The organism is Streptomyces sp. NPDC034085, assembly GCF_055575555.1.
In genome coordinates this window covers 534,553-554,754 of the sequence record NZ_JBVISL010000002.1, presented here as the reverse complement: position 1 = coordinate 554,754, position 20,202 = coordinate 534,553, and the positions used below count along the sequence as shown (strand labels likewise).

General features: G+C 66.7%; 23 protein-coding genes. 22 read left to right on the top strand and 1 reads right to left on the bottom strand.

The window, feature by feature from the left end; all coding sequences use genetic code 11:
• Nucleotides 1-40 precede the first annotated feature (40 nt).
• The 22 genes from ACZ501_RS07900 (at nucleotide 41) to ACZ501_RS07795 (ending at nucleotide 19,855) form a co-directional block, all read left to right on the top strand.
• Complete coding sequence (locus ACZ501_RS07900) at nucleotides 41-1,090, top strand: terminase (RefSeq protein WP_468793335.1); 1,050 nt, start codon at nucleotides 41-43, stop codon at nucleotides 1,088-1,090.
• Between the two features lie 33 nt (nucleotides 1,091-1,123).
• Nucleotides 1,124-2,539, top strand: a complete 1,416-nt coding sequence (locus tag ACZ501_RS07895; protein WP_468793332.1) for a phage portal protein — start codon at nucleotides 1,124-1,126, stop codon at nucleotides 2,537-2,539.
• Nucleotides 2,536-3,678, top strand: a complete 1,143-nt coding sequence (locus ACZ501_RS07890; protein ID WP_468793329.1) for a VG15 protein — start codon at nucleotides 2,536-2,538, stop codon at nucleotides 3,676-3,678. The genes ACZ501_RS07895 and ACZ501_RS07890 overlap by 4 nt, the downstream gene beginning before the upstream one ends.
• Nucleotides 3,679-3,681: 3 nt before the next feature.
• On the top strand, nucleotides 3,682-4,185 hold the full coding sequence (locus ACZ501_RS07885) for a hypothetical protein (RefSeq protein ID WP_468793327.1): 504 nt from the start codon (nucleotides 3,682-3,684) through the stop codon (nucleotides 4,183-4,185).
• A 403-nt stretch (nucleotides 4,186-4,588) separates the two neighbouring features.
• Nucleotides 4,589-5,677 (top strand): hypothetical protein, encoded by a 1,089-nt coding sequence (locus ACZ501_RS07880; protein WP_468793324.1) that lies wholly within the window; start codon nucleotides 4,589-4,591, stop codon nucleotides 5,675-5,677.
• 71 nt (nucleotides 5,678-5,748) lie between these two features.
• Nucleotides 5,749-6,207, top strand: a complete 459-nt coding sequence (locus ACZ501_RS07875) for a hypothetical protein (protein ID WP_468793322.1) — start codon at nucleotides 5,749-5,751, stop codon at nucleotides 6,205-6,207.
• Nucleotides 6,204-6,539 (top strand): phage head completion protein, encoded by a 336-nt coding sequence (locus ACZ501_RS07870; protein ID WP_150171697.1) that lies wholly within the window; start codon nucleotides 6,204-6,206, stop codon nucleotides 6,537-6,539. The genes ACZ501_RS07875 and ACZ501_RS07870 overlap by 4 nt, the downstream gene beginning before the upstream one ends.
• Nucleotides 6,539-6,907, top strand: a complete 369-nt coding sequence (locus ACZ501_RS07865) for a DUF5403 family protein (protein WP_467871706.1) — start codon at nucleotides 6,539-6,541, stop codon at nucleotides 6,905-6,907. The genes ACZ501_RS07870 and ACZ501_RS07865 overlap by 1 nt, the downstream gene beginning before the upstream one ends.
• Nucleotides 6,907-7,407 (top strand): hypothetical protein, encoded by a 501-nt coding sequence (locus ACZ501_RS07860; protein WP_356450207.1) that lies wholly within the window; start codon nucleotides 6,907-6,909, stop codon nucleotides 7,405-7,407. Before ACZ501_RS07865 ends, ACZ501_RS07860 begins: the two co-directional genes overlap by 1 nt.
• Before the next feature lie 75 nt (nucleotides 7,408-7,482).
• A complete protein-coding gene (locus ACZ501_RS07855; RefSeq protein ID WP_468793319.1) occupies nucleotides 7,483-8,235 on the top strand; it encodes a phage tail tube protein in 753 nt (250 codons plus the stop codon).
• Between the two features lie 104 nt (nucleotides 8,236-8,339).
• A complete protein-coding gene (locus ACZ501_RS07850) occupies nucleotides 8,340-8,678 on the top strand; it encodes a phage tail assembly protein (RefSeq protein ID WP_468793316.1) in 339 nt (112 codons plus the stop codon).
• 194 nt (nucleotides 8,679-8,872) lie between these two features.
• On the top strand, nucleotides 8,873-9,046 hold the full coding sequence (locus ACZ501_RS07845; RefSeq protein WP_468793313.1) for a hypothetical protein: 174 nt from the start codon (nucleotides 8,873-8,875) through the stop codon (nucleotides 9,044-9,046).
• A 3-nt stretch (nucleotides 9,047-9,049) separates the two neighbouring features.
• Nucleotides 9,050-13,141 (top strand): phage tail protein, encoded by a 4,092-nt coding sequence (locus tag ACZ501_RS07840; RefSeq protein ID WP_468793311.1) that lies wholly within the window; start codon nucleotides 9,050-9,052, stop codon nucleotides 13,139-13,141.
• Nucleotides 13,141-13,989 (top strand): phage distal tail protein, encoded by an 849-nt coding sequence (locus ACZ501_RS07835; protein WP_468793308.1) that lies wholly within the window; start codon nucleotides 13,141-13,143, stop codon nucleotides 13,987-13,989. Before ACZ501_RS07840 ends, ACZ501_RS07835 begins: the two co-directional genes overlap by 1 nt.
• A complete protein-coding gene (locus ACZ501_RS07830; RefSeq protein ID WP_468793828.1) occupies nucleotides 13,990-15,198 on the top strand; it encodes a siphovirus ReqiPepy6 Gp37-like family protein in 1,209 nt (402 codons plus the stop codon).
• Nucleotides 15,198-15,500 carry a hypothetical protein gene (locus ACZ501_RS07825; protein WP_468793305.1) on the top strand — a complete coding sequence of 101 codons (303 nt, stop codon included), beginning with the start codon at nucleotides 15,198-15,200 and terminating at the stop codon, nucleotides 15,498-15,500. The genes ACZ501_RS07830 and ACZ501_RS07825 overlap by 1 nt, the downstream gene beginning before the upstream one ends.
• Before the next feature lie 374 nt (nucleotides 15,501-15,874).
• Nucleotides 15,875-16,747: a hypothetical protein gene (locus tag ACZ501_RS07820; protein WP_468793303.1), complete on the top strand. Its 873-nt coding sequence runs from the start codon at nucleotides 15,875-15,877 to the stop codon at nucleotides 16,745-16,747.
• Nucleotides 16,748-16,772: 25 nt separating this feature from the next.
• Nucleotides 16,773-17,024 carry a hypothetical protein gene (locus ACZ501_RS07815; RefSeq protein WP_468793300.1) on the top strand — a complete coding sequence of 84 codons (252 nt, stop codon included), beginning with the start codon at nucleotides 16,773-16,775 and terminating at the stop codon, nucleotides 17,022-17,024.
• Between the two features lie 73 nt (nucleotides 17,025-17,097).
• The gene (locus tag ACZ501_RS07810) at nucleotides 17,098-18,369 is read left to right on the top strand and encodes a tail fiber domain-containing protein (RefSeq protein WP_468793297.1); all 1,272 of its coding nucleotides are present in this window, start codon (nucleotides 17,098-17,100) and stop codon (nucleotides 18,367-18,369) included.
• Entirely contained in the window at nucleotides 18,366-18,689 is a 324-nt protein-coding gene (locus ACZ501_RS07805; RefSeq protein WP_468793295.1) for a DUF2746 domain-containing protein, read from the top strand. Before ACZ501_RS07810 ends, ACZ501_RS07805 begins: the two co-directional genes overlap by 4 nt.
• A gap of 69 nt (nucleotides 18,690-18,758) precedes the next feature.
• Nucleotides 18,759-19,634, top strand: coding sequence for a peptidoglycan recognition protein family protein (locus ACZ501_RS07800; protein WP_468793292.1), 876 nt, complete (start codon nucleotides 18,759-18,761; stop codon nucleotides 19,632-19,634).
• Nucleotides 19,631-19,855: a DUF7439 family protein gene (locus tag ACZ501_RS07795; RefSeq protein WP_356450230.1), complete on the top strand. Its 225-nt coding sequence runs from the start codon at nucleotides 19,631-19,633 to the stop codon at nucleotides 19,853-19,855. Before ACZ501_RS07800 ends, ACZ501_RS07795 begins: the two co-directional genes overlap by 4 nt.
• 48 nt (nucleotides 19,856-19,903) lie before the next feature.
• Here the strand turns inward: ACZ501_RS07795 and ACZ501_RS07790 are convergent, their stop codons facing one another.
• Nucleotides 19,904-20,146, bottom strand: coding sequence for a hypothetical protein (locus ACZ501_RS07790; protein ID WP_468793289.1), 243 nt, complete (start codon nucleotides 20,144-20,146; stop codon nucleotides 19,904-19,906).
• Nucleotides 20,147-20,202: the final 56 nt, after the last annotated feature.

The window sequence follows — 20,202 nt, the reverse complement described above, 5'->3', positions numbered from 1 at the left end:
GCCCTTGAGGGGGCGCGGTCCTTAGCGGTCCACGTTTGTTGTGCTCAACGAAACCCATCACTGGGTGCGGGGCAATAACGGGGACAAGATGTATGAGACGATCGACGGAAATGCGACCAAGAAGGACAGTCGCTATCTGGCGATCACTAACGCATTCCTCCCCGGCGAGGATTCCGTTGCGGAGAAGATGCGCGACGCCTTCGAGAAGATCGTCGAAGGCCGCGCGGCAGATATCGGGTTCCTGTACGACTCCGTAGAGGCCCACCCGAAAACACCGCTGACTCCTGACGCCATCAGGATTGTCTTGCCGAAGATTCGGGGCGACGCCATATGGCTTCGCGTTGAGACGATCCTTCAAAGCATCCTCGACACCACTCTCTCGCCTTCGCGCAGCCGCCGCATGTGGCTGAATCAGATCGTGGCCGAGGAAGACGCCCTATACGGCCCGGCCGAGTGGGATGCCCTCCGGGACGAGACGAAGACGCTGGCCCCCGGCGACGAGATCGTAATGGGATTCGATGGCGGCCTCCGCGACGACTCGACTTGTCTCATAGCTCTCCGCGTCTCGGACATGTGTGCCTTCGTTCTGGGCCTTTGGGAACGGCCGGACGGCCCGTCCGGAAAGGATTGGGAAGTTCCCCGCGCGCAGGTCGACAGCGCCGTACACGACGCCTTCAGCACTTTCGAGGTGCAGGGCTTCTACGCGGACGTTGCCCTCTGGGAGAGCTTCATCTCGGAATGGTCCGAGGCGTACGGCGAGGGCTTGGCGGTGAAAGCCCCCGGTAAGGATTCGATCGGCTGGGATATGCGGTCGAGCCAGAAGGCTTCGACGCTCGCGCACGAGCGTCTGATGCGAAGCGTCTTCGACCAAAAGCTGTGCCACGACGGCGACTTGGCACTTCGCCGCCACGCGCTGAACGCACGTCGGCGCACCAACAACTACGGGATCTCGTTCGGCAAGGAAAGCAAGGACAGCCCGAAGAAGGTCGACGCGTACGCGGCGCTCATGCTCGCGCACGAGGCCCTCTTCGACCTGCGGGCACGCGGCAAGAAGGTGCGTAAGCGCACCGGTCGCGGCTTTTTCCTCTGAGTCGAACGGCTAACTTGAACCAGGAGGTATCGCGTGACCGACACGTCGCCTGCCGCGCTCGCGCGGCAGCTCCTCGGCATCCTCAACCGGGACGGCGACCGCCTGAAGCGGATCGACGACTACCTCCACGGCCGTCATGACGACCCGTACATGCCGCCCCAGGCTGACGACGAGTACCGGCTCCTCGCGAGGCGCGCGGTGTCGAACTGGTTGCCGTTGCTCGTCGGGACTCCGGCGCAGGCCCTTTACGTCGACGGCTTCCGTTCCGGGAAGCCTGCGGGCGGGCTCCCGGCTCCGGTCGAGACGAGCTCACCCGAGTGGGAGCACTGGCAGCGGTCCCGGCTCGACGCCCGCCAGGCCGCCATCTACCGGGGCGCACTGACGTACGGCCATAGCTTCACGGTCACGGAGAGGGGCCGTGCCGGCCAGGTGCGCACGAAGGGGCTGTCCGCGCTTCGTACGGCTGCGCTGTACGAGGACCCGGCGAACGATGACACGCCGTACGCCGCCTTGACCGTGACCGCCTGGCCTGCGGGCGATACGCGCGGCCGGGCCCGCATGTGGGACGCCCAGCACGAGTACACGGTGACGTTCCGCGGCTTGGACGACGAGAAGGGGATCGCGGTTGCGCGGCTGCGCCGCCACGGCGCTTCGGAGTGCCCGGTCACGCGCTTCGCCTCCCTGGTGGATCTGGAGGGGCGGACTCTCGGCGTCATCGAGCCCATGATCGCCTTGCAGAACCGCATCAACCAGACGATCTTCGATCTGCTGGTGGCCCAGACGTACGCCTCCGTGAAGGTGCGCACGGCGACCGGCATGGCTCCGCCCATTCGGCGCGACCCCGCGACTGGGGAGCCCATTCTCGACGAGAACGGCAACCCAATCCCGCTGCCGATCAACCATAATGCGCGCAGGTTCTTGTTCGCCGAGGACCCGGATGTCAAATTCGGCAGCCTGGACGAAACTCCGCTCGGTGGATTCATCGACAGCGTGGATATGTCCATAAGGCACCTCGCCGCCGTCAGCCAGACCCCGCCTCACCATCTGCTCGGCCAGATAGCCAACCTGAGCGCCGAGGCGCTCCTAGCAGCGGAAACAGCCCTGAGTCGCAAGATTGCAGAATTTCGTACGGCATTTGGTGAGTCCTGGGAAAGAGTTTTCCGACTGGCCGCCGAATTGACTGGTGGCAGCGGCTCGGAAGACTACAAGGGCGAAGTCATCTGGCGCGACATGGAATCGCGGTCCCTTGCCCAGGCTGCCGACGCGCTCGGCAAGCTCAAGGAACAGCTCGGCATCCCGGCGAAGGGTCTGTGGCGTCGCGTTCCGGGCGTCACTCAGACCGAATACGAGGACTGGGAGGAGCTCGCCGAGGACGAGGACTCGGTACGGCAGCTCTCCACCGCGATCACCCGCGCGACCCCCGATGAAGCCCTACCGGAGGCCGCGTGACGAGCACAGCGCGTCAGGCAGAGGCCGACCAGGTGTCGGCCGCCTTCCATGTCGCCCTGACGCAGATCGGCGTGGAGACCACGGCCGAGGCCCTGTCCTTGTGGGCCGAGGTCCCGGCCGCGCAACGCGCGGCTACGGCGTCGAGCTGGCTGCGGCGGGCGATCACGCTGGTGATGTCGAAGCGGCGCATGTCGCGCGATCTGGCGCGGGCCTACTACAGGCTCGCGAGGGCTCTACAGACCGGTACGACGGTCGCCGATCCGTACCACCCGGAACCGTCGCACGTGACGCTCGGCGACCTCCGCAGGGAGTTCGCAGCCCTGGCAGGGACGTACACGCCCCCTGCATCCAGCCCTGTGGGCGAGGCCGCGACCGCCGAGCGTGGGGAAGCCTCGCCCACGTCCCCCGATGAACCGGATGGCACGAGCTCTGACGGTTCAACGGCGCCCCTGGCCGACGACTTGGAGGCCGGGCTCGACGACGAGCCGGAGGACTGGGAGCGCATCCTCGTCGAGGAGCTCGAAGGGCTTCGTGAGGAGGAGGAGCGGATCGAGCGTGAGGCGGAGGACGAACTCCGCGTCGTCCTCGACGCACTCGGCTCCCAGAACCTCGACCGGCGGGTGTCCGAGGTCGACGACGGACAGCCCGCCCGTGACGCAGATCGTCAAAGGGACGAGGCGCACCGACAGGCCGGCGCCCAGCAGGCAGCCGCCGCTTCCCGCGTCGCGATGAACGGCGGCCGATCAACCGCCTGGAACCACATGAAGCGCGACCGGCGCGCACTCGGGTACGTCCGGATTTCACGGACGGGAACCCCGTGCGGCTGGTGCGCGATGCTGATCAGCCGAGGACCGGTCTACAAGTCCCGTGAATCCGCCACGTTCAACGATGGCGACAGATTTCACGACAACTGTCATTGCTACGCGATGCCTGTCTTCTCGCGACAGCAGTACGGAGCATCCGAACTCTTCGCGCTGAACCGTGAATACGAGGCTCTGTGGCCGGAGGTCACAAAGGGCCACGCCGGTAAGAGCGCCCTCACCGTCTGGCGGCGGTTTATCCGCCAGAAGCAACGCGAACGGCAAAAGGCCGCAGCCCTGGCGGCGCGGCAAGCCACGACCACAGCCCAGGAGGCGTGACCCGTGCCCGAAGAGACTCCCGAGTCGTCCACCCCGGCGCCCCAGAGCGGCGAGACCGAGCAGCCCAAGGGCGAGGTCGAACAGCCCGCGGAAGAGGCCAGTACGCAGGAAGACGAACTTCCCGACTGGGCCCGCAAGGTGCTGGCCAAGGTCCGCAACGAGGCGGCCGGGTACCGCACTCGGCTGCGAGATGCCGAGACCAAGCTCTCCGAGGCCAAGAGCCCGGAGGAGTTCGAGACCGCCCTTGCCGAGGTGAAGGCACGGAACGCGGAGCTGGAGCACACGCTCGTCGTCGCCTCTGTGGCCCGGAAGTATGACCTCCCCGAGGCGCTGGCCGGCCGCCTGCGGGGCAGCACGACCGAGGAGCTGGAAGCCGACGCCAAGGCCCTTCAGGTTCTCGTCTCCCCGAAGGCCCCCGAGGGCCTGGGCGGCGGCCTCGACCCGTCCGAGGACCCCGACGAAGAGATGGACCCGCGCAAGCTCGCGCGGCGAACCCGGCGCTTTTAGCCGTTGTCTCGGCCGAGCAGCCCCAACTCGCCAAATACCCATCGAGCGAGGGCAAAAGAGCCGACGAAGGCCCCCGCGCCGTAGCAGCCGCTCTCCCAGAGCCCGCGATGTGCAGCGAGGGCTAGCACCATCACACCCAGCCCGAACACTGTCGCAATGAGCAGCACCATCAAGACGTACTGCCCCGTGAAATCTCGCCTAGTCACTTGTCGCCTTCCATGATCAAACAAATATCGTTTTCACGGTTTTTTTTGAGGCGCACGTTCCCCAGGCCGCTTCGCAGCACTGGCGGTCGAGCTCCGAGAGACACAACTCTCGTGTTCCTAGGCGGGAATGGCGCACACGGTAGCCCGTCGGCCCGACGGGCGCAAATCAGCGACGAACCGTAGGGCTGCACCCATCCATGTCAAGCCCATCGGAGGTAAACCCCATCCCTACCGCACAGCACCAGGTCGTCAAGCCACAGAAGCTCGTCAATGCCGCAGTCGGCATGCTGGAGCAGGAACTTCTCATCCCGAACCTGTTCCAGAAGCAGGGGATCGACCAGTTCAAGGGCGCCGAGAACGACACGATCTCCATGAAGGTCGAAGGCATCCTGCCGTTCCACGACTACGCGTGGCGCAACGACCGCTCCAGTCCGATCGTCTTCGACGAGTACGCGGAGCGGACCATCGCCGTGACCTTCGGCGGCAACGTGTACTCGGCCGTCAAGCTCACCGACGAGCAGAACGACTTCGACATCGATAGCTGGAGCAAGCTGCTCCGTCCGCAGTCGAAGGCCATCGCTCGCGGTCTCCAGCGCCGCGCGGTCAACACCCTGACCCGCCAGGCGTACGAGGTCACCATTGGTAACGCCGCGCAGAACCTCCGGTCGGCGCTGATCGAGGCCCGCCGCGTCCTGAACGCGTTCCACGCTCCGAAGGAGGGCCGGTACCTTCTGGTCGGTACCGAGTTCGAGTCGGCGCTCCTGAACGACGACAAGCTGAACCTGGCGCAGAACGTCGGCGACAGCGAGGCGGAGTCCGCACTTCGGACGGCGAGCATCGGCGACCGCATGGGCTTCCGGATCGTGGTCGACCAGACCATCCCGGCTGACAGCGCCTACGCGTTCGCGTCCTCGGCGTTCATCTTCCTGTCTGGCGCCCCGAGCGTCCCGCAGTCGGTTCCGTACGGTGCGACCACCTCCTTCGAGAACATCGCGCTTCGCTGGGTCCGCGACTACGACCCGCTGTACATGCAGGACCGATCCGTCGTGAACACGTACGCGGGTTTCCGCAGCGTGACGGACATCCTCGTCGGCTGGGACGCGGCCAACGAGAAGGAGATCATCTCGACCGGCGAGCACTTCGTGCGCGGCATCAAGCTCCAGCTCGACGGCAAGTCCGACTACCCCGAGGCCGCCTCCGAGCTGGCGAAGATCACCGGCGTCTCCGACGCGAAGGTCTGGACCCCGACCGGCGTGAAGCCGGAGGCCGATCCCGCCAACGCCTGATCCCCCGCCTTGTAGGGGCCGGTGCCACACGCGCCGGCCCCTGCTTGGCGTGCCCGAAAGGAGGTCGACGCGTGGCGTACGCGACGCTCGACGAGCTGAAGGGCCGCCTGGATTGGGAGCCCGATGAAGACGAACTGCGCATCGCCGTAACGGCGTTGGATGATGCGTCGGACCTGGCGGCTACCTACGGCCGCGACTGGCCCGAGGACTCGGCCCCCCGGCTGGTGCGCACGCTCGTGCTGAAGTCTGCGGTGAGGTACATGCGCAACCCCAACGGCTACACCCAGTCGAGGGCCGGTGACGAGACGCTCGCCTGGTCGGACGCCCACGGCCGCGACGCGGGCAGCGTCTACTTCACCCGCGAGGAGATCCGCCTCCTGGAGAACCTCGCCGGGAACCGCGCAGGGCTGGCCAGTGTGTCCGTCGTCGCCTGGGGCTCCAAGGCCCGCACAGGCGCCGGTTACGCGCCGGTCGACTACTCGACGGCCGCCCCCTTCCCCCTGTTCTCGAATGAGGTGGGGCCCTGGTGAGCGTCCAGCGGAGGCGCGGCCAGAAGGCGCGCGTCTGGCGAACAGTCGAGGTGGTCGACAACCGGGGCAACACCGTGATCGTGGCGGACCCTGAAGGCCCCATTGAGGTCCGTGCCGCCTTCATCCCGCAGCGCTCCTCGAAGGCGGAGGTCCCCGGTCAGCAGCAGATCAACGTGACCCGGATGGTGGTCGACGCTCATCTGGAGGGCGTCTCCCTGTGGTCCCGCGTGGAGTACAACGGCCGCGAGTGGGACATCGTGTCCCCTCCCGCTTACCACCATGGCGACCGCCGTACCCGGCACTGGAGCATCGACATTCGGGAGCGGCCCTGATGGCTTACATGTACGAGAAGACGAACCGGGTCCTCGCCCGCCACCAGGACGTGCAAGACGAGCTGGAGCGGGTCACGTTCGAGATCGCGGTGAAGGCTGAAGAGATCCTTGCCCAGCACCACGTCGACTGGCACTCGCGGATCGAGGTCGAGGAAGGCCGCATCGACAAGTACGTGGTCCTCTCCGACGACGCTGGCCAGAAGGCAGCCCTGAGCATCGAATATGGCCGCAAGGCGTACACCGTGACCCGCGAGGACAAGGACGGCAACGAGTACGAAGTCGAGGTCCCCGCGACGGACGGCCTCTACGTCCTCGCCACCGCCTCGGGCCTGCCCAAGAAGCGGAAGGGCAAGGTGAGGGTCGACTAGTGGCCGGCATTCCTGACCACATCAAGGCCATCGCCGAACTCAGCCCCGTCGAAGACCTCTTGCTCGCGGTCCTCCGCAAGGGCCTGCCAGGCATCCGGGTCAAGTCTCTCGTCGACCAGCACGAGACGTTTCCGCTCGTCCTGGTCCGCCGCGACCCCAGCTTCGGCGCCTGGGACGGTGACGCCCGTTTCACCGACGCCGCCCGCGTGGTGATCAACTGCTTCGCAGCTGACCCCAACGGGGATGAGGACTCGGCGATCTTGTCCGAGGCCGTCCGCGTCGTGCTGCGGGACGCCTGGCTCAACAACGAAGTCGTTCCCGGCCGAGGCCACATCACCCGCGTCGACATGAACTCTTCCCCACGCCGGGCCTCGGACTGGGCGACCGCGACCGGCCCCGTGCAGTACGCGGACCTGCCCACGGGCGTGTGGCGCTACGAGTCGATTTACGACATCCGTATCCGCAAGCCGCGGAAGCGCCCCTACCCCCTTCCCCACTAAGCACAGCAGACGAAAGGCCCGACCCCTTCCGGGGTGCGGGCCCTTTTTTATGCCCGCACGAAGGAACGTTTCTTCTTGGCGCTCAACGACCTTGCAACTCTCGTCGTCGGCTCCGGCAACTACCTGACGGCCCCCGTCGGTACGCCGATGCCTGACGATCTCCTCGTCCCCACTTCACCGTGGGAGCCGGTCGGCCACACCTCCCTGGAGGATGTCTTCGGCATCACCTCCGAAGGTGGCGAAGCCACCACGATCGGCAGTCTCCAGAACAAGACCCTCCGCACGAAGTACTCCGCCCGCACGGAGACCATGGCGCTGACCTTGCAGCAGTTCGACAAGGCCGCGCTGAAGCTCTACTTCGGCGCCAACGCCCCGACGCTGCCGGACGGCACGATCGGCGTCCCGGCCGACCCGCAGCCGACGCAGGCGGCCTTCCTCGCGGTGTTCGTGGACGGCGAGAACCACTTCGGCTTCTACGCCCCGAAGGCCGAGATCTACAGGGCCGACGACATGGCCATTGCCGACACGGAGTCCCTCGCTGGCCTCCCGCTCGGCGTCAAGCCCATGGTCTACGGCAACAACACCTGGACCTACGCGGTCACGCCCCTGGGCGGCACCGTCGCAACCGGCGCCACCGCTGGCACTCCGGGCTCCTTCACTCCGGACGGCTCCGTCACCCCCGCGAACCTCGCCGCACTGGCGACTGTCACCGCGAGCCCCCTGACGGCCTGGACCGCCGGTCAGTACGTCGCCCTCGGCAACGACTCCAACGCCTACTGGACCGGCTCCGCCTGGGCCTCCGGTACGGCGCCCAGCTCTGGCGCGTAACCCCCCTCGTCCCGGCGTGAGCGCTGCGGACCCGCTCGCGCCGGGCCCTTCTTCTCTTCGGTCCGCCTCCCCCCATCTCACTCAAATCTGGAGGTCCGCACCCCATGGCTTCTTACTCTCTTGACGCCATCCGCAACGCCGCAGAGGCCAAGTACCGCAGCACTGACATCGAGCTCGGCGACGAGACCGTCCGACTGCTCAACCCGCTGCGCATGGCCAAGACCGCGCGGAAGAAGCTCACCGCGCTTCAGGAGCGCCTCGGCGACGAGGGAGCCGACCAGGAGGAGCTTCTCTCCGAGGCGATCCGCCTGGTGGCCGAGCACCCGAAGGCGGCCGACCGGCTCCTCAAGGCGGTCAACGGCGACCTCGCGGTCCTCGCGGAGATCTTCGACCGGTACGGCGAGGGCACCCAGGCGGGGGAAGCCTCGGCCTCGCAGGGCTGATCGACCAGTACGGGGAGGGGCTGTATCCCGACCTGCGCTTCTACTACGGCGTGGATCTCGCCGACGTGATCGCAGGCCGCGGGCCCTCCCCGTCCCTGGTCCTCTCGCTCTTGCAGAGGCTTCCCGACACGTCCCTGACTGTCGCCCTCGCGTCCGGCGGCAGGGAGTACTTCGGCTGGGGCCAAGACCGCCACATGGCAGCCGATCTCTTCGACGCGCTCAACACCAACACCAGGGCCACGGGCCAGTGGGGCAAGGGCAAGGCGCCGAAGATCCCTGAATACCCGCGCCCGAAACCGAAGGCCAAGAAGAAGGCCGGCAAGCGGCCCGCCTCGGTGGCCGAGATCTACAAGCGGTTCGGGAGGTAGCCCATGCCCGCTGGGCAGGTCATCGGACGCGTGTCTGTACGCGTCCTGCCTGACACGTCTGACTTCAAGGAGCAGGCGAAGAGGCAGCTCGAAAAGATCGAGCAGCAGCTCAAGATCACGTTCGGCACGAAGGTCGATGCCAAGGGCGCTCAGGCGGGCGCGCTGGAAGCCGTCCGGGACATCAACCGTCACAACAAGACGACGGACGCACGCAAGATCCGCTTCTACACGACGATCGCCACAGAGGGCATGGCGACCGAGGTGCAGCGGGCGGCGGCCAAGCTCAAGGAGAAGGCCAAGCGGCAGAAGATCGACTTCCAGGTGGGCGAACTCACTGGTCAGGGCAAGGTGGAGCTGGAGCTCGACCAGCAATCCGCCGACCGCGTGAAGCACAAGCTCAAGGACTGGGCCGATGACATCAGCCCGCTGAAGATCAAGGTCGAGCCGGATCTTGCGAACGGCTTTGGCGCCCGGATCTCGACGCGCCTTCAGATCCTCACCCGCCCGCGTACCGTCCCGATCGTCCCGGATCTGGACAACGCGGCCGTTGCCAAGGTAGCGACGGCGCTCGCGGCATTGTCGGGTGCCCGCGTGCTGAACTCGATGTTCGAGAAGCTCGGGCGGACGCTCAAGAACCTCGACAAGAGCGTCCCGATCATCGGCTCTCTGGCTTCTGCTGTTGCGGGGCTGATCGGTGTCGCCATCGCGGCGACAAGCAACCTCTTCGCCCTCGCCGCGAGCCTTGCTCAGATCGGGCCGACTGCCGCGCTTCTGCCCGGTGCCCTGGGCGGCATCGCGGTCGGTTTGGGCGTCACGGTTGCCGCGCTCAAGGACTTCAACAAGGTCGTCCCGGAAGCGAAGGCCGCTCTCAGCGGGCTCCAGGACACGATCAGCGAGAACTTTTGGGCGAAGGCCGCAGCGCCCATCAAGACGATGGTCGATGAGCTCCTCCCAGAGTTCACGGCCGGAGTCGCCAAGACGGCCACGCAGCTCGGCGGTTTCTTCGGCGGGCTCGCAACCTCCCTGCAAGGCGCGCTCGACCCCGCGCTGGGCCAGATGTTCTCGGACCTGTCTGAGTCCATCAACATCGCGACCAAGGGCACGGGCGCTTTCGCGAACATCATCGCGACGCTCGGCAAGGTCGGTACCAGCTACCTTCCACAGCTCGCTCAGTGGTTCGTTGACCTGAGCCAGCGCTTCTCTGACTTCCTTGCCCGTAAGGGCGAGAACGGGATCAAGGCGGAGATCGACGAGGGTATTCAAGCCCTCAAGGATCTCGGCGGGGTCCTCTACAACACGTACGGCATTTTCTCGGGAGTCGCTCGCGCGGCCACCGAGGCGGGCGGTACCTCCCTCGCGTCGCTGAACGCGGCACTGAAGTCCATCCACGAAACGGTGGACAGCGAGGGGTTCCAAGAGGGCCTGACGAACGTCTTCCTGGCCGCCCACCAGGCGATGCAGCAGATCGCCACGATCAGCGGGCCGGCCGTCGAGAACCTGTTCATCACGCTCGGGCATCTGCTGACCGCGCTTCTTCCGCAGGTCGGCGCGATCATCGGGCAGGCCCTCGGCGCGGTGGCCGACGCCCTCGCGCAGCCAGAGGTCTTCAACGGCGTGCTGGCGATGTTCAACGGCCTCCAGAACGCCGTTGTCGCGCTGGCTCCCGCGATGGCCCCGCTCGGCCAGGCGCTCGGCGCGCTGATGGAAGTGATCGGCGCTTTCGCGACGATGCTCGGTCCGCTCGTGGCAGCCGCGCTTGTCCCGCTGGCCAACGCGTTCACGGCCCTTGCCCCGTCGATCATTCCGATCATCGGCCTCCTCGGAGGCGCGCTGACCCAAGCGATCGAGACGATCGCGCCGATCCTGGCACAGCTCGTTCCCGTCGTAGGCCAAGCGCTTGGCTCAGCCTTTCAGACGCTCAGCGGCATTCTGCCCACGATCGCCGAAGCCTTCGGTCAGATTGTCGCTGCGGTAGCCCCGGTCATCGCCCAGCTCGTCGGAGCGCTCGCCCCGATCCTGCCGATCATCGCGCAGCTCTTCGCGCAGATCTTCGCGGCCCTCGCACCGCTGGTTTCAACTCTGGCGTCTGCCCTGGCCCCGATCCTGCCGGTCCTTTCCGAGGCCCTACAGCAAATCCTGACGGCCCTCCAGCCGATCATCGCGACAGCGCTTCAGATCATCACGGCGGTCATTCAGCCACTCCTTCCGATGCTGAGCGAGGTCATCCAGGGCCTCCTTCCGCCACTGGCGGACGCGATTCAGCGACTGCTCGAAGCGATTCAGCCGGTCCTTGATGCACTGCTGGCAGTCGTCAACTTCCTGATGCCGGTCCTCGTACCGGTCATCCAGTTCATCGCCGAGCTCCTCGGCCAGACGCTCGTCGATGCCGTCAATGGGGTCGCCCTCGTCTTCGAGGGCCTCGTCGAGATCGTTCAGGGCGTCTGGGACACCATCGTCGGCGTCCTGAAGATCGCCTGGGGCCTGATCGAGGCCCTGTTCACAGGCAACTTCAGCACACTGAAGGAGGGTTGGTCGCAGTTCTGGTCCGGTCTCTGGAGCTTCGTCAAGGGCATCTGGGACACGATCCTCGGAGCCTTCAAGACGTTCCTGAGCGTCGGCATCCTCGGCGCGGCCGGCAAGGGCCTCAAGGCCATCGGTGCCGCCTTCAAGGCGGGCTGGAAGGCCGTCCTCGAATTCGGCAAGTCCGCCTGGTCGGCGATCACTTCCGGCTTCTCGTCGTTCGGCTCGACCCTCGCGGGACTCGGCCGAAGCATGATGTCGAAGGTCGGCGAGCTCTTCTCTGCGGGCTGGCGCGCGGTCACCAGCGCCGCAGGCGATGCCATGAAGGCGCTCGGTCGGGCGATCTCGACCGGCATCACCGAGGCGATCAAGTTCGTCAAGGAGCTGCCGGGCAAGGCCAAGAGCGCGCTCTCGAATTTGGGCTCCACGCTCGTCGGCGCGGGCAAGGCACTGATTCGCGGCCTGATCGACGGCATCAAGTCGATGTTCGGTGGGGTCAAGGACACCCTCGGCAACCTGACCAGCAAGTTCAAGGACTGGAAGGGTCCGCTCCCGAAGGACAAAATCCTTCTCTACGACGCGGGCCGCGCCATCATCAAGGGCCTGATCCGGGGTCTTGAGTCGCAGTACGACAACGTCAAGAACTCCCTGAACGACTTGACGGCGAAGATCCCGAAGAACGCCTCCAAGGGGCTCAAGGACCGAGTCAACGCCGACCGTGCGCAGCTCCTCAAGCTCCTGGCCCAGTGGGATGGAGTGGGGGACAAGCTCAAGGCGGCACGCGACAAGCTCGACAAGCTCCGCGAGGAAGCCTCGAACTACGCGGAGCAGGTCGCCAGGAAGGTCATCGACACGGGCGACGTGACCAAGGTGGAGGACTCCTCCTTCACCGGAATCACGACCGCCCTCACGAAGGCGATCGAGCAGGCGAAGCGATTCGCCACCGCGTTGGACAAGCTCAAGAAGCTCGGCCTGAACAAGGAAACCTTCGACCAGATCGCGAGTGCCGGCCCAGATGCCGGGCTCGCAGCGGCGGAGTCGATCGCAGGTGCCGGAGCGGACGGGATCAAGGAGCTCAACAAGCTCCAGGCCGAGTTGGAGAAGTACGCCAACAAGGCTGGTAGCACGGCATCGAATGCCCTGTACGAGGCGGGTGTTCACGCGGCCGAGGGCCTCGTCAAGGGCCTCGAAGCCCAGCAGGGCGCCATCGAGAAGCTGATGCTGAAGATCTCCGACTCGATGGTCAAGGCCATCAAGAAGTCGCTCGGCATCCACTCGCCCAGCCGGGTCTTCGCGAGGCTCGGCGGCTTCGTCGGCCGCGGATTCGCCAACGGCATCGAGAGCGAGTCCGGACGCGTGGCCAAGGCCGTGGACGCGATCACCGCGAAGCCCAGCCGCTCGGACTACGCCAGCGCGGCCCGCTCCGTATCCGCTGCGGTGAGCGGCGGCCTCGAAGGCCGTACGGGCTCGGCGGTGACCAAGGTCCTCAACTACTACGCGGCCCCCGGCTCCTCTATCTCGGCTGAAGAGGATCTGTTCGCGGCGGCCAACCGAGCACGAATGGTGGGCTGGTAGTGACATCACTCCTTCTAGAGACCGAGCGGGACACGCTCGACCTCGGAGAGGTACAGAGCACGGGCGCAGGGTTCCAGGCCACTGCCGGGCTGACCGGCATGGGCCTGCCCTCCGTCAACGTGCAGTGGCTCGAAGGGGCCGGGGACGGGTCGCGATGGCGGGGGCAACGGGTTCTGTCCCGTGAGATCGACATGCCGTTGGACATCGTGGGCCGGGACCGGCAGCACCTCGGTCAGCTGATATCGCGGCTCGCTCGGGCCGTGGCAGGCGCAATGCGGCTCGTCCTGGTCGACGACTCCGGGCGGCGCTGGTCCACGGTGGTCTACCGGACGGGCGGCGGCGAGATCGACCTTGGGTCCGGAGGGTCGGACATTCAGACGGTGCTCTCCCTCCGGGCGCCAGACCCGTACTTCACCGCTTCAGGTGTGTCCACACAGACGGTCGGCGGCGATCCGGGAACCACTCCGTTCCTGTCATCCCTGGCCTCGATGCCTCTGGCGGCATCACAGGCCATCGGCGAGATGACGTTGACCAACAACGGTGACGCCGACGCCTACCCCGTGTGGGAGGTGTACGGGCCAGGGCGGGACCTCACAGTGACTTCGCCGACTGGCGAGACGCTGCGGTGGACCGGCTCTCTCACCGCCTCGGAGCGGCTGACTATCGACACCCGCACCGGGTCGGTGACAGACGCCAAGGGGGCCAACCGGTACGCCCAGCTCGCCCCAGCGCCTCGCTTCTGGACGATTCCGCCCGGCGTATCGACTGCTGACGTGACTCTGATCGACACCACGGCGGCCTCCAAGATCGTGTGCTCCTGGCGGGCCCGCAGGTGGATGGTGATCTGACTGAAGCTGCAAGACCTCACCGTCGAAGTTCGAGATAAGGCACTGACACGGCTGGGTCTGATACGCCCCGAAGACCTGGCCCTCTCTATCGAGGATCAGTTCTGCAACGTCGGTACGTGGAAGCTGACGCTGCCCTCAGAGCACCTCCTCACCGACACCCTGCGATCACCGGGGGCCGGGCTGATCATCACCGGACCTACCGATGTGCTGATCTCAGGCCCGGTCGTCTCCTCCGAGTACGCGGCGACACCCGAGGACCGGCGCGGCTCCGTCGCCTTCGAGGGAGTGTCCGACTCGGTTGTCCTGTCGGACATGCTCGCCTGGCCGGAACCCGCGAACGGGGACGTGACCACACAGAAGGTCGGGCACGACGAACGCACCGGCCCGGCCGAGACCCTCATGCATCAGTACGTAGCGGCGAACTGCGGCCCCCTGGCTCCCACTGCCAGACGGCGGGCTGGCCTGACCATGGGAGCCGACGGTGGGCGCGGCCCCACCCTCACCAAATCGGCCCGCTTCCCCGTGCTCGGCGAGTTGCTGACAGAGATCGGCGCGGTGGCTGGCCTCGGCTTCCGCGTCGTCCAGCGCGGCAGCGTGCTCGTCTTCGAGACGTTCGAGATCGCCGACCGCACCAAAGAAGTTCGGCTCGATGTCGTGACCGGCACTCTCGCCGGACAGCGCGTCTCCGTCTCACCTCCCGGCGTCACGCGCGTGATCGTCGCCGGTCAGGGCGAACAGGAGGACCGCACCTTCGTACCGGTCGACTCCGAGTCCTCCGTGACCGCCGAAGGCGTCTGGGGCCGCCGGATCGAGAAGTTCGTCGACCAGCGCAACACCGACAACCGAGACGAGCTGACGCAGGCCGGAAACGAAGTCCTCGCCGACTCGGGCGACACCTCCATTGCCGTTCAGGCCGTACCCGTCGAGGACGCGGCGTCCATGGAGTTCGGCCGCGACTGGGGCATGGGCGACCGCGTGGCGGTGATCGCGGGCGGCCAGGAGCTTGTCTCGACTGTGACCGGCATGGTCATCAAGGCAGACGAAGACGGCTTCCGGGTCGGTGCCACGCTCGGAGACCCCACAGGGTTCGACCCTGCGGCTCTGGCCGCGAAGCGAATGCAGAGCACCGAGACCCGAGTGTCCGCCCTGGAGCGGCACACCGAAGCAGGCGGGGCCGATCCCGTCATGAGCCTCATGGGAGTGTGGTAGTGGCCAGCGCGCCAAAAGCCTTCTACAGGGCGGCACTTCCGACCGCCCTCACCACCGTCTACACCGTGCCGGCCGCAGGCCAGGCCGTCATCACGAACATCGTCGCCACCAACCCCTCGACAACCAGCGCCAGCGTCACCGTCCGTCTCGGCGGCGTCCCATTGCTCGCCAACATCGGCATTGCGCCGCACGGAGTGCTGACGCTCGACGTGCGGCAGGTACTCAACGCTGGCGACGGGATCGAGGTGCAGGGCAACGCCGCACAAGCCCTGACGCACATCAGCGGCGTGGAGGTTTCCTAATGGGACTCTCCGTATGGCCCGCCCCCGAAGACGCCGGAGTGGTCGGACCCACCGGAGCTACCGGCCCCGCAGGACCACAGGGCCCGAAAGGCGACACCGGAGCACAGGGCCCCAAGGGCGATCCTGGCACCAAGGGTGACACCGGTCCCGCAGGGCCCCAAGGCGCGAAGGGCGACACCGGAGCTCAAGGGCCAGCCGGGAGCCAAGGCCCGAAGGGTGACACCGGGCCCGCAGGCCCACAAGGCGAGCCCGGCCCCCAGGGCGCGAAGGGCGACCCGGGCTCGGTCAACACCGTCAACGGCAAACAAGGCCCTGATCCCGTCCTGACAGCCTCAGATGTCGGCGCAGTGGCCAATAACGGCCAATGCTCGCGCATGGACGGCATGTTGCACGTCGTTTACGGCGGCACAAGCGCTGACGTGTTCAAAGCATCCAACACTGATCAGTCGCTCTACACGGCGATCAACAAGGACGCGGAGCTCATCACTACGACCACCGCCACACTCCAGAACCTTCGCGTTGGCCCTGGCGGCACGTTCGGCGGCGCATCAGGCGGCGTGGTCTCCTTCGCCAACGCCACACAGCCCCCAACTGGCAACCCGTCTGGTGCGGTTATGTGGTCCGAGGCGGGAACCCTCAAGGTGCGGCAGAGCAACGGGGCGACCTTCGCCCTCGGCGCCGCCAGCACCTACGTGCCGCCGAGCGAGTTCACGCCCTCCGATCTCGGCCTCAAGGCGTGGTCATTCGATCCGGCGCTCACGGCGTCGACTCCCCTCTACTGCGGCACTACCCCACGCTTTGCCGCCGTCAAGGTCGCGGCCTCCGCCTCGGTCTCCAAAGTGGTGTGGCACTTCGGCGGCTACGCGGGCGGCCTGACCTCCGGGAGCTGGGCGGCCATCTACGACACGTCGATGGCTCGGGTCGGGATCGCAAGCACCATCGAGTCGGGCAACGAGCCGGCCGAACAGCACGGTTCCGGTGGTAACGCCTCCTCCACAGCGCTCGACGCGGCCGTAACGCTCGCGCCCGGCATCTACTACGTCGTCTGGCGCTTCAACTACAACACGACCACGGGTGACGGGCCCATGATCCTCGGCGCCGAGAACACCTTCGGCGCCCCGGCCAACACCTTCGGCCTGAACAACCTGTGGCGCTTCGGCCGCCTTTCCACCTCGCCAACCGCCCCGCCGACCACGCTCTCTGGAATCGCCAACGAGAGCAACCGCTTCTGGGTGGCCCTGGCGTGAGCACCGCACATCACAAGGAGTACCAGTGACCGTATCCGGCGGAACTCTCAACGCTGCACGCGGCGGCGAGGAGTACAAGGCCCCCATGCGGCTGTCCGTCTCCCTGCCCGACGACACGGACCTGTACCCCGACGACCGACTGACCGACGAGGAGCGCACGGTCGTGGTCGCCGCCGTGATGAGTGCAGCCGTCGACGCGCTTCCTGAGCGGTTCACGATCGCCTTCGCCCGGCAGAACGACGAGGCCCGCACCGTCACCGAGGTCGCCCGCCGATAGCACCCCAACGCCCACCGGCCTCCGCAGCCCACACGCTCGGGGGCCTTTCCCATGCCGCAGGAAGGACTCCTTCTTGGCGATCACCGCCTACCCCTTTGACTCGCAGGCCGTCACGGAGACCCAGTTCAGCTACCTCTTCCGGGAGCTCAGCTCCGGCGTCGCCGCATCGTCCGACTCACCCGCGTTCCGCGTCTCGGCTACTGGTTCCGCCATGACCGTCACGGTGCAGCCAGGTTTCGCCCTGGTTCGCGGGCACGCCGTTCTGTCGACGGCAGTGGAGACGGTGACGATTCCGGCCGCCGACACGGCCACCCGTACTGACGCGGTTGTTCTGCGTCTCGACCCCACCGCGAACACGATCTCTCTGGCCGTGCTGAAGGGATCGCCCGGCTCCGACTCTCCCACGCTGACCCAGACAGACAGTGGGATCTACGAACTGCGGCTCGCCTGGGTGACCGTGCCCGGCAACGCGACCTCCATTACCGCCTCGAACGTGGCCGAGGGCCGCCAGTTCACGCGCGGCTACGTCGGGTCCTGGTGGAACTCGACCCGTCCGACCTCACCGCGGCTTGGGGACCTCGGCTTCAACCGCAGCACCTCGGCATGGGAGTTCTGGAACGGAAGCGCCTGGGCAAACCTCGCCCCGTCCGTCTCGTGGCCGAGCGTCACAGACAAGCCGGCCGCCTTCCCCCCGGCGGCCCACACGCACTCGTGGTCCCAGATCAGCGACGCTCCGAGCACCATCGCTCCGTCCGCGCACAAGCACGCGTGGAGCGACATCACCGGCACCCCTTCGACCTACCCCCCGTCGAGCCACTCGCACGAGTGGAGCTCAATCACGTCGAAGCCCTCCACCTTCCCGCCGAGCACGCACTACCACGGCCAGTACCTCGAATCCGGAGACACGATCGCCTGGGCCAACGGCTCGAAGCAACCTCACGCTCGCGGGGTCAGCGGGTCCGGTACCTACTACGCGGTGTGGGTGCGAGGTGACGGCGGCTTCTGCCGCAACACCTCCTCGATCAAGTTCAAGGAGAACGTCCGCGACTTCGTGATGGACCCTGCGGACGTGCTCTCGCTGAAGCCGAGGGTCTACGACCGCAAGGCTCAGCTCGATGAGGACGGCACGGCCCAGGAGGGCGTGAAGGGCGAAGTCGGCCTCATCGCCGAGGAGGTCGCCGTGCACCTGCCCTGGATCGTGAACTACCTCGACGGCGAGATTGACGGACTGCGGTACGACCTGCTCGGCGTCGCACTCCTGCCCGTCGTGCAGGACCAGGAGGCGCGGATCAAGGCACTCGAAGAGCGCCTGTCTGCCCTCGAAGGTCAGGTGAGCACTGCGTGACCACCTCGACCTCGGCCGCTCTGATCTCGGCCGCTGGGACGGTGGCCGTGGCCCTGATCGGCGCCCTCGTCGAGCTGCTGCGCCGCCAGCACCGCGTCATGGGCGAAGTCCGCGATCAGGTGTCCAACACCCACACCACCAACCTCCGTGACGACGTGGACCGCGTGATCACCGGCCTCGGCCAGGTGCTCGACGGCCAGGCGCAGCACACCCGTGAGATGGCCGGCATCCGCGACGACCTGGCCCACGAGCGGGCCGAGCGCCTGGCGGTCGCCGAACGCCTTGACCGTCACGTCTCCGCCTCGTCCGAACACAGCTGACCCCATCCCCCCGTTCAGGCCCCGCTCAATCCGGCGGGGCCTTTCCCATGCCCAAGGAGGCACCACTTCTTGACCGCGCACATCTACCCGAAGGCCGACGCCAGCTCGCAGTGGTACGGCGGGACGTACCCCGGCGACACGATGCCGCATCCCAACGTCATCGTCCTGCACACCACCGAGGGCAACTCGTTCCCGACGTACGGCGGCGGCGGCTCGGCGCCGAACTTCACGATCAAGGGCGGCGTCGTGCGCCAGCACTTCTACGCCAACCACAGCGCGCGGGCGCTGGTGAACAAGGCAGGCGGCGTCCAGACCAACACGCTCAACTGCATTCAGATCGAGCTCGTGGGCACGTGCGACAAGGGCGGCCCTGGCCTGTACTGGCCGAACGCCTCGGATGCCGATCTGGCGGCTCTGGTCGACCTGGTGAAGTGGCTGACCGACACGTACCCGATCCCGCTGGTCTCCACGTCGAAGCCCTGGCTGTCGTACCCGTCCTCGTATGGGTCGCGGAACGGTCAGCGCATGTCGTTCGCCGAGTGGAACGACTTCCGTGGGATCGCTGGTCACCAGCACGTACCGGAGAACGATCACGGCGATCCTGGAAACTTCCCGATCAAGCGACTGATCGAGCTGGTGAAGGCGAAGAAGGCCGGCACGTCGCCCGAGCCGTCGAAGCCCGCGTCCTCGATCGTCGCCCTGAAGGCGGGGGTGAAGCCGGGCGCCACGCACGCCCAGGTGGCCGAGCTTCAGCGGCTCCTGATCGCGGCCGGGTACGGCCCGATCCCCGGCGCGGTCACCACGTTCTACGGCAAGAACACGCAGGCCGCCGTGGCGCGCTTCCACAACAAGAACCCCCACCTGAAGACCACGGGCCTCTCGTACGACCCGGCCATAGGCGCCCGCGGATTCGAGGAGCTCCAGAAGGAGGCTGGTCGCCGATGAGCAAGATGCAGATGCCCGGCTCCAAGCCGATCAGTCTCGTGAACCTGCTCCCTGTCCGTTACCGCACTCGCGTCGGTGCCGTTCTGGCTGCGGTCGGCGTGCTCGTGAGCATCGCGTCCATCGTGTACGCCGACAGCCCCGAGGTAGCCGTGATCGTCCAGATCCTCACCGCGCTCGGCGTGGTCGAGACGGGCAGCCCCGAGCCCGACGACGAAGGCTGACACGAAGAACCCCCTGCTGGTCTCCGCCAGCAGGGGGCTTTCGTCGTTTCACTGCTCGGCGCCTCTTCGCTGGGCCGCCTTCAGCTTCTCGATCTCCTCAAGGGTCATGACCTTGCGCTTGCTGGAGCGCCGACGAGCTGGGGCAGGCGCGGCGCTGGTGTCATCGGCGTCCGCTGCCGGTTCGGCGGCTCGCGCGAGCACGTCCTCCACCGGCGCGGCGTGGTCCGGGCACAGGTCGACGACCCTTTCGGTTGCACCTACACGTTCAATTCGATACTTCTGCGTAGGCAAACCGGGCGTTTTACAGACATTACAGACTGTGACAGTCATCTCGATTTGCCTCTCCG

Coding starts and splice junctions, on each gene's coding strand:
- ACZ501_RS07880 (WP_468793324.1), top strand. CDS start 4,589: ATGTCAAGCCCATCGGAGGTAAACCCCATCCCTACCGCACAGCACCAG.
- ACZ501_RS07865 (WP_467871706.1), top strand. CDS start 6,539: ATGGCTTACATGTACGAGAAGACGAACCGGGTCCTCGCCCGCCACCAG.
- ACZ501_RS07850 (WP_468793316.1), top strand. CDS start 8,340: ATGGCTTCTTACTCTCTTGACGCCATCCGCAACGCCGCAGAGGCCAAG.
- ACZ501_RS07845 (WP_468793313.1), top strand. CDS start 8,873: ATGGCAGCCGATCTCTTCGACGCGCTCAACACCAACACCAGGGCCACG.
- ACZ501_RS07840 (WP_468793311.1), top strand. CDS start 9,050: ATGCCCGCTGGGCAGGTCATCGGACGCGTGTCTGTACGCGTCCTGCCT.
- ACZ501_RS07820 (WP_468793303.1), top strand. CDS start 15,875: ATGGACGGCATGTTGCACGTCGTTTACGGCGGCACAAGCGCTGACGTG.
- ACZ501_RS07795 (WP_356450230.1), top strand. CDS start 19,631: ATGAGCAAGATGCAGATGCCCGGCTCCAAGCCGATCAGTCTCGTGAAC.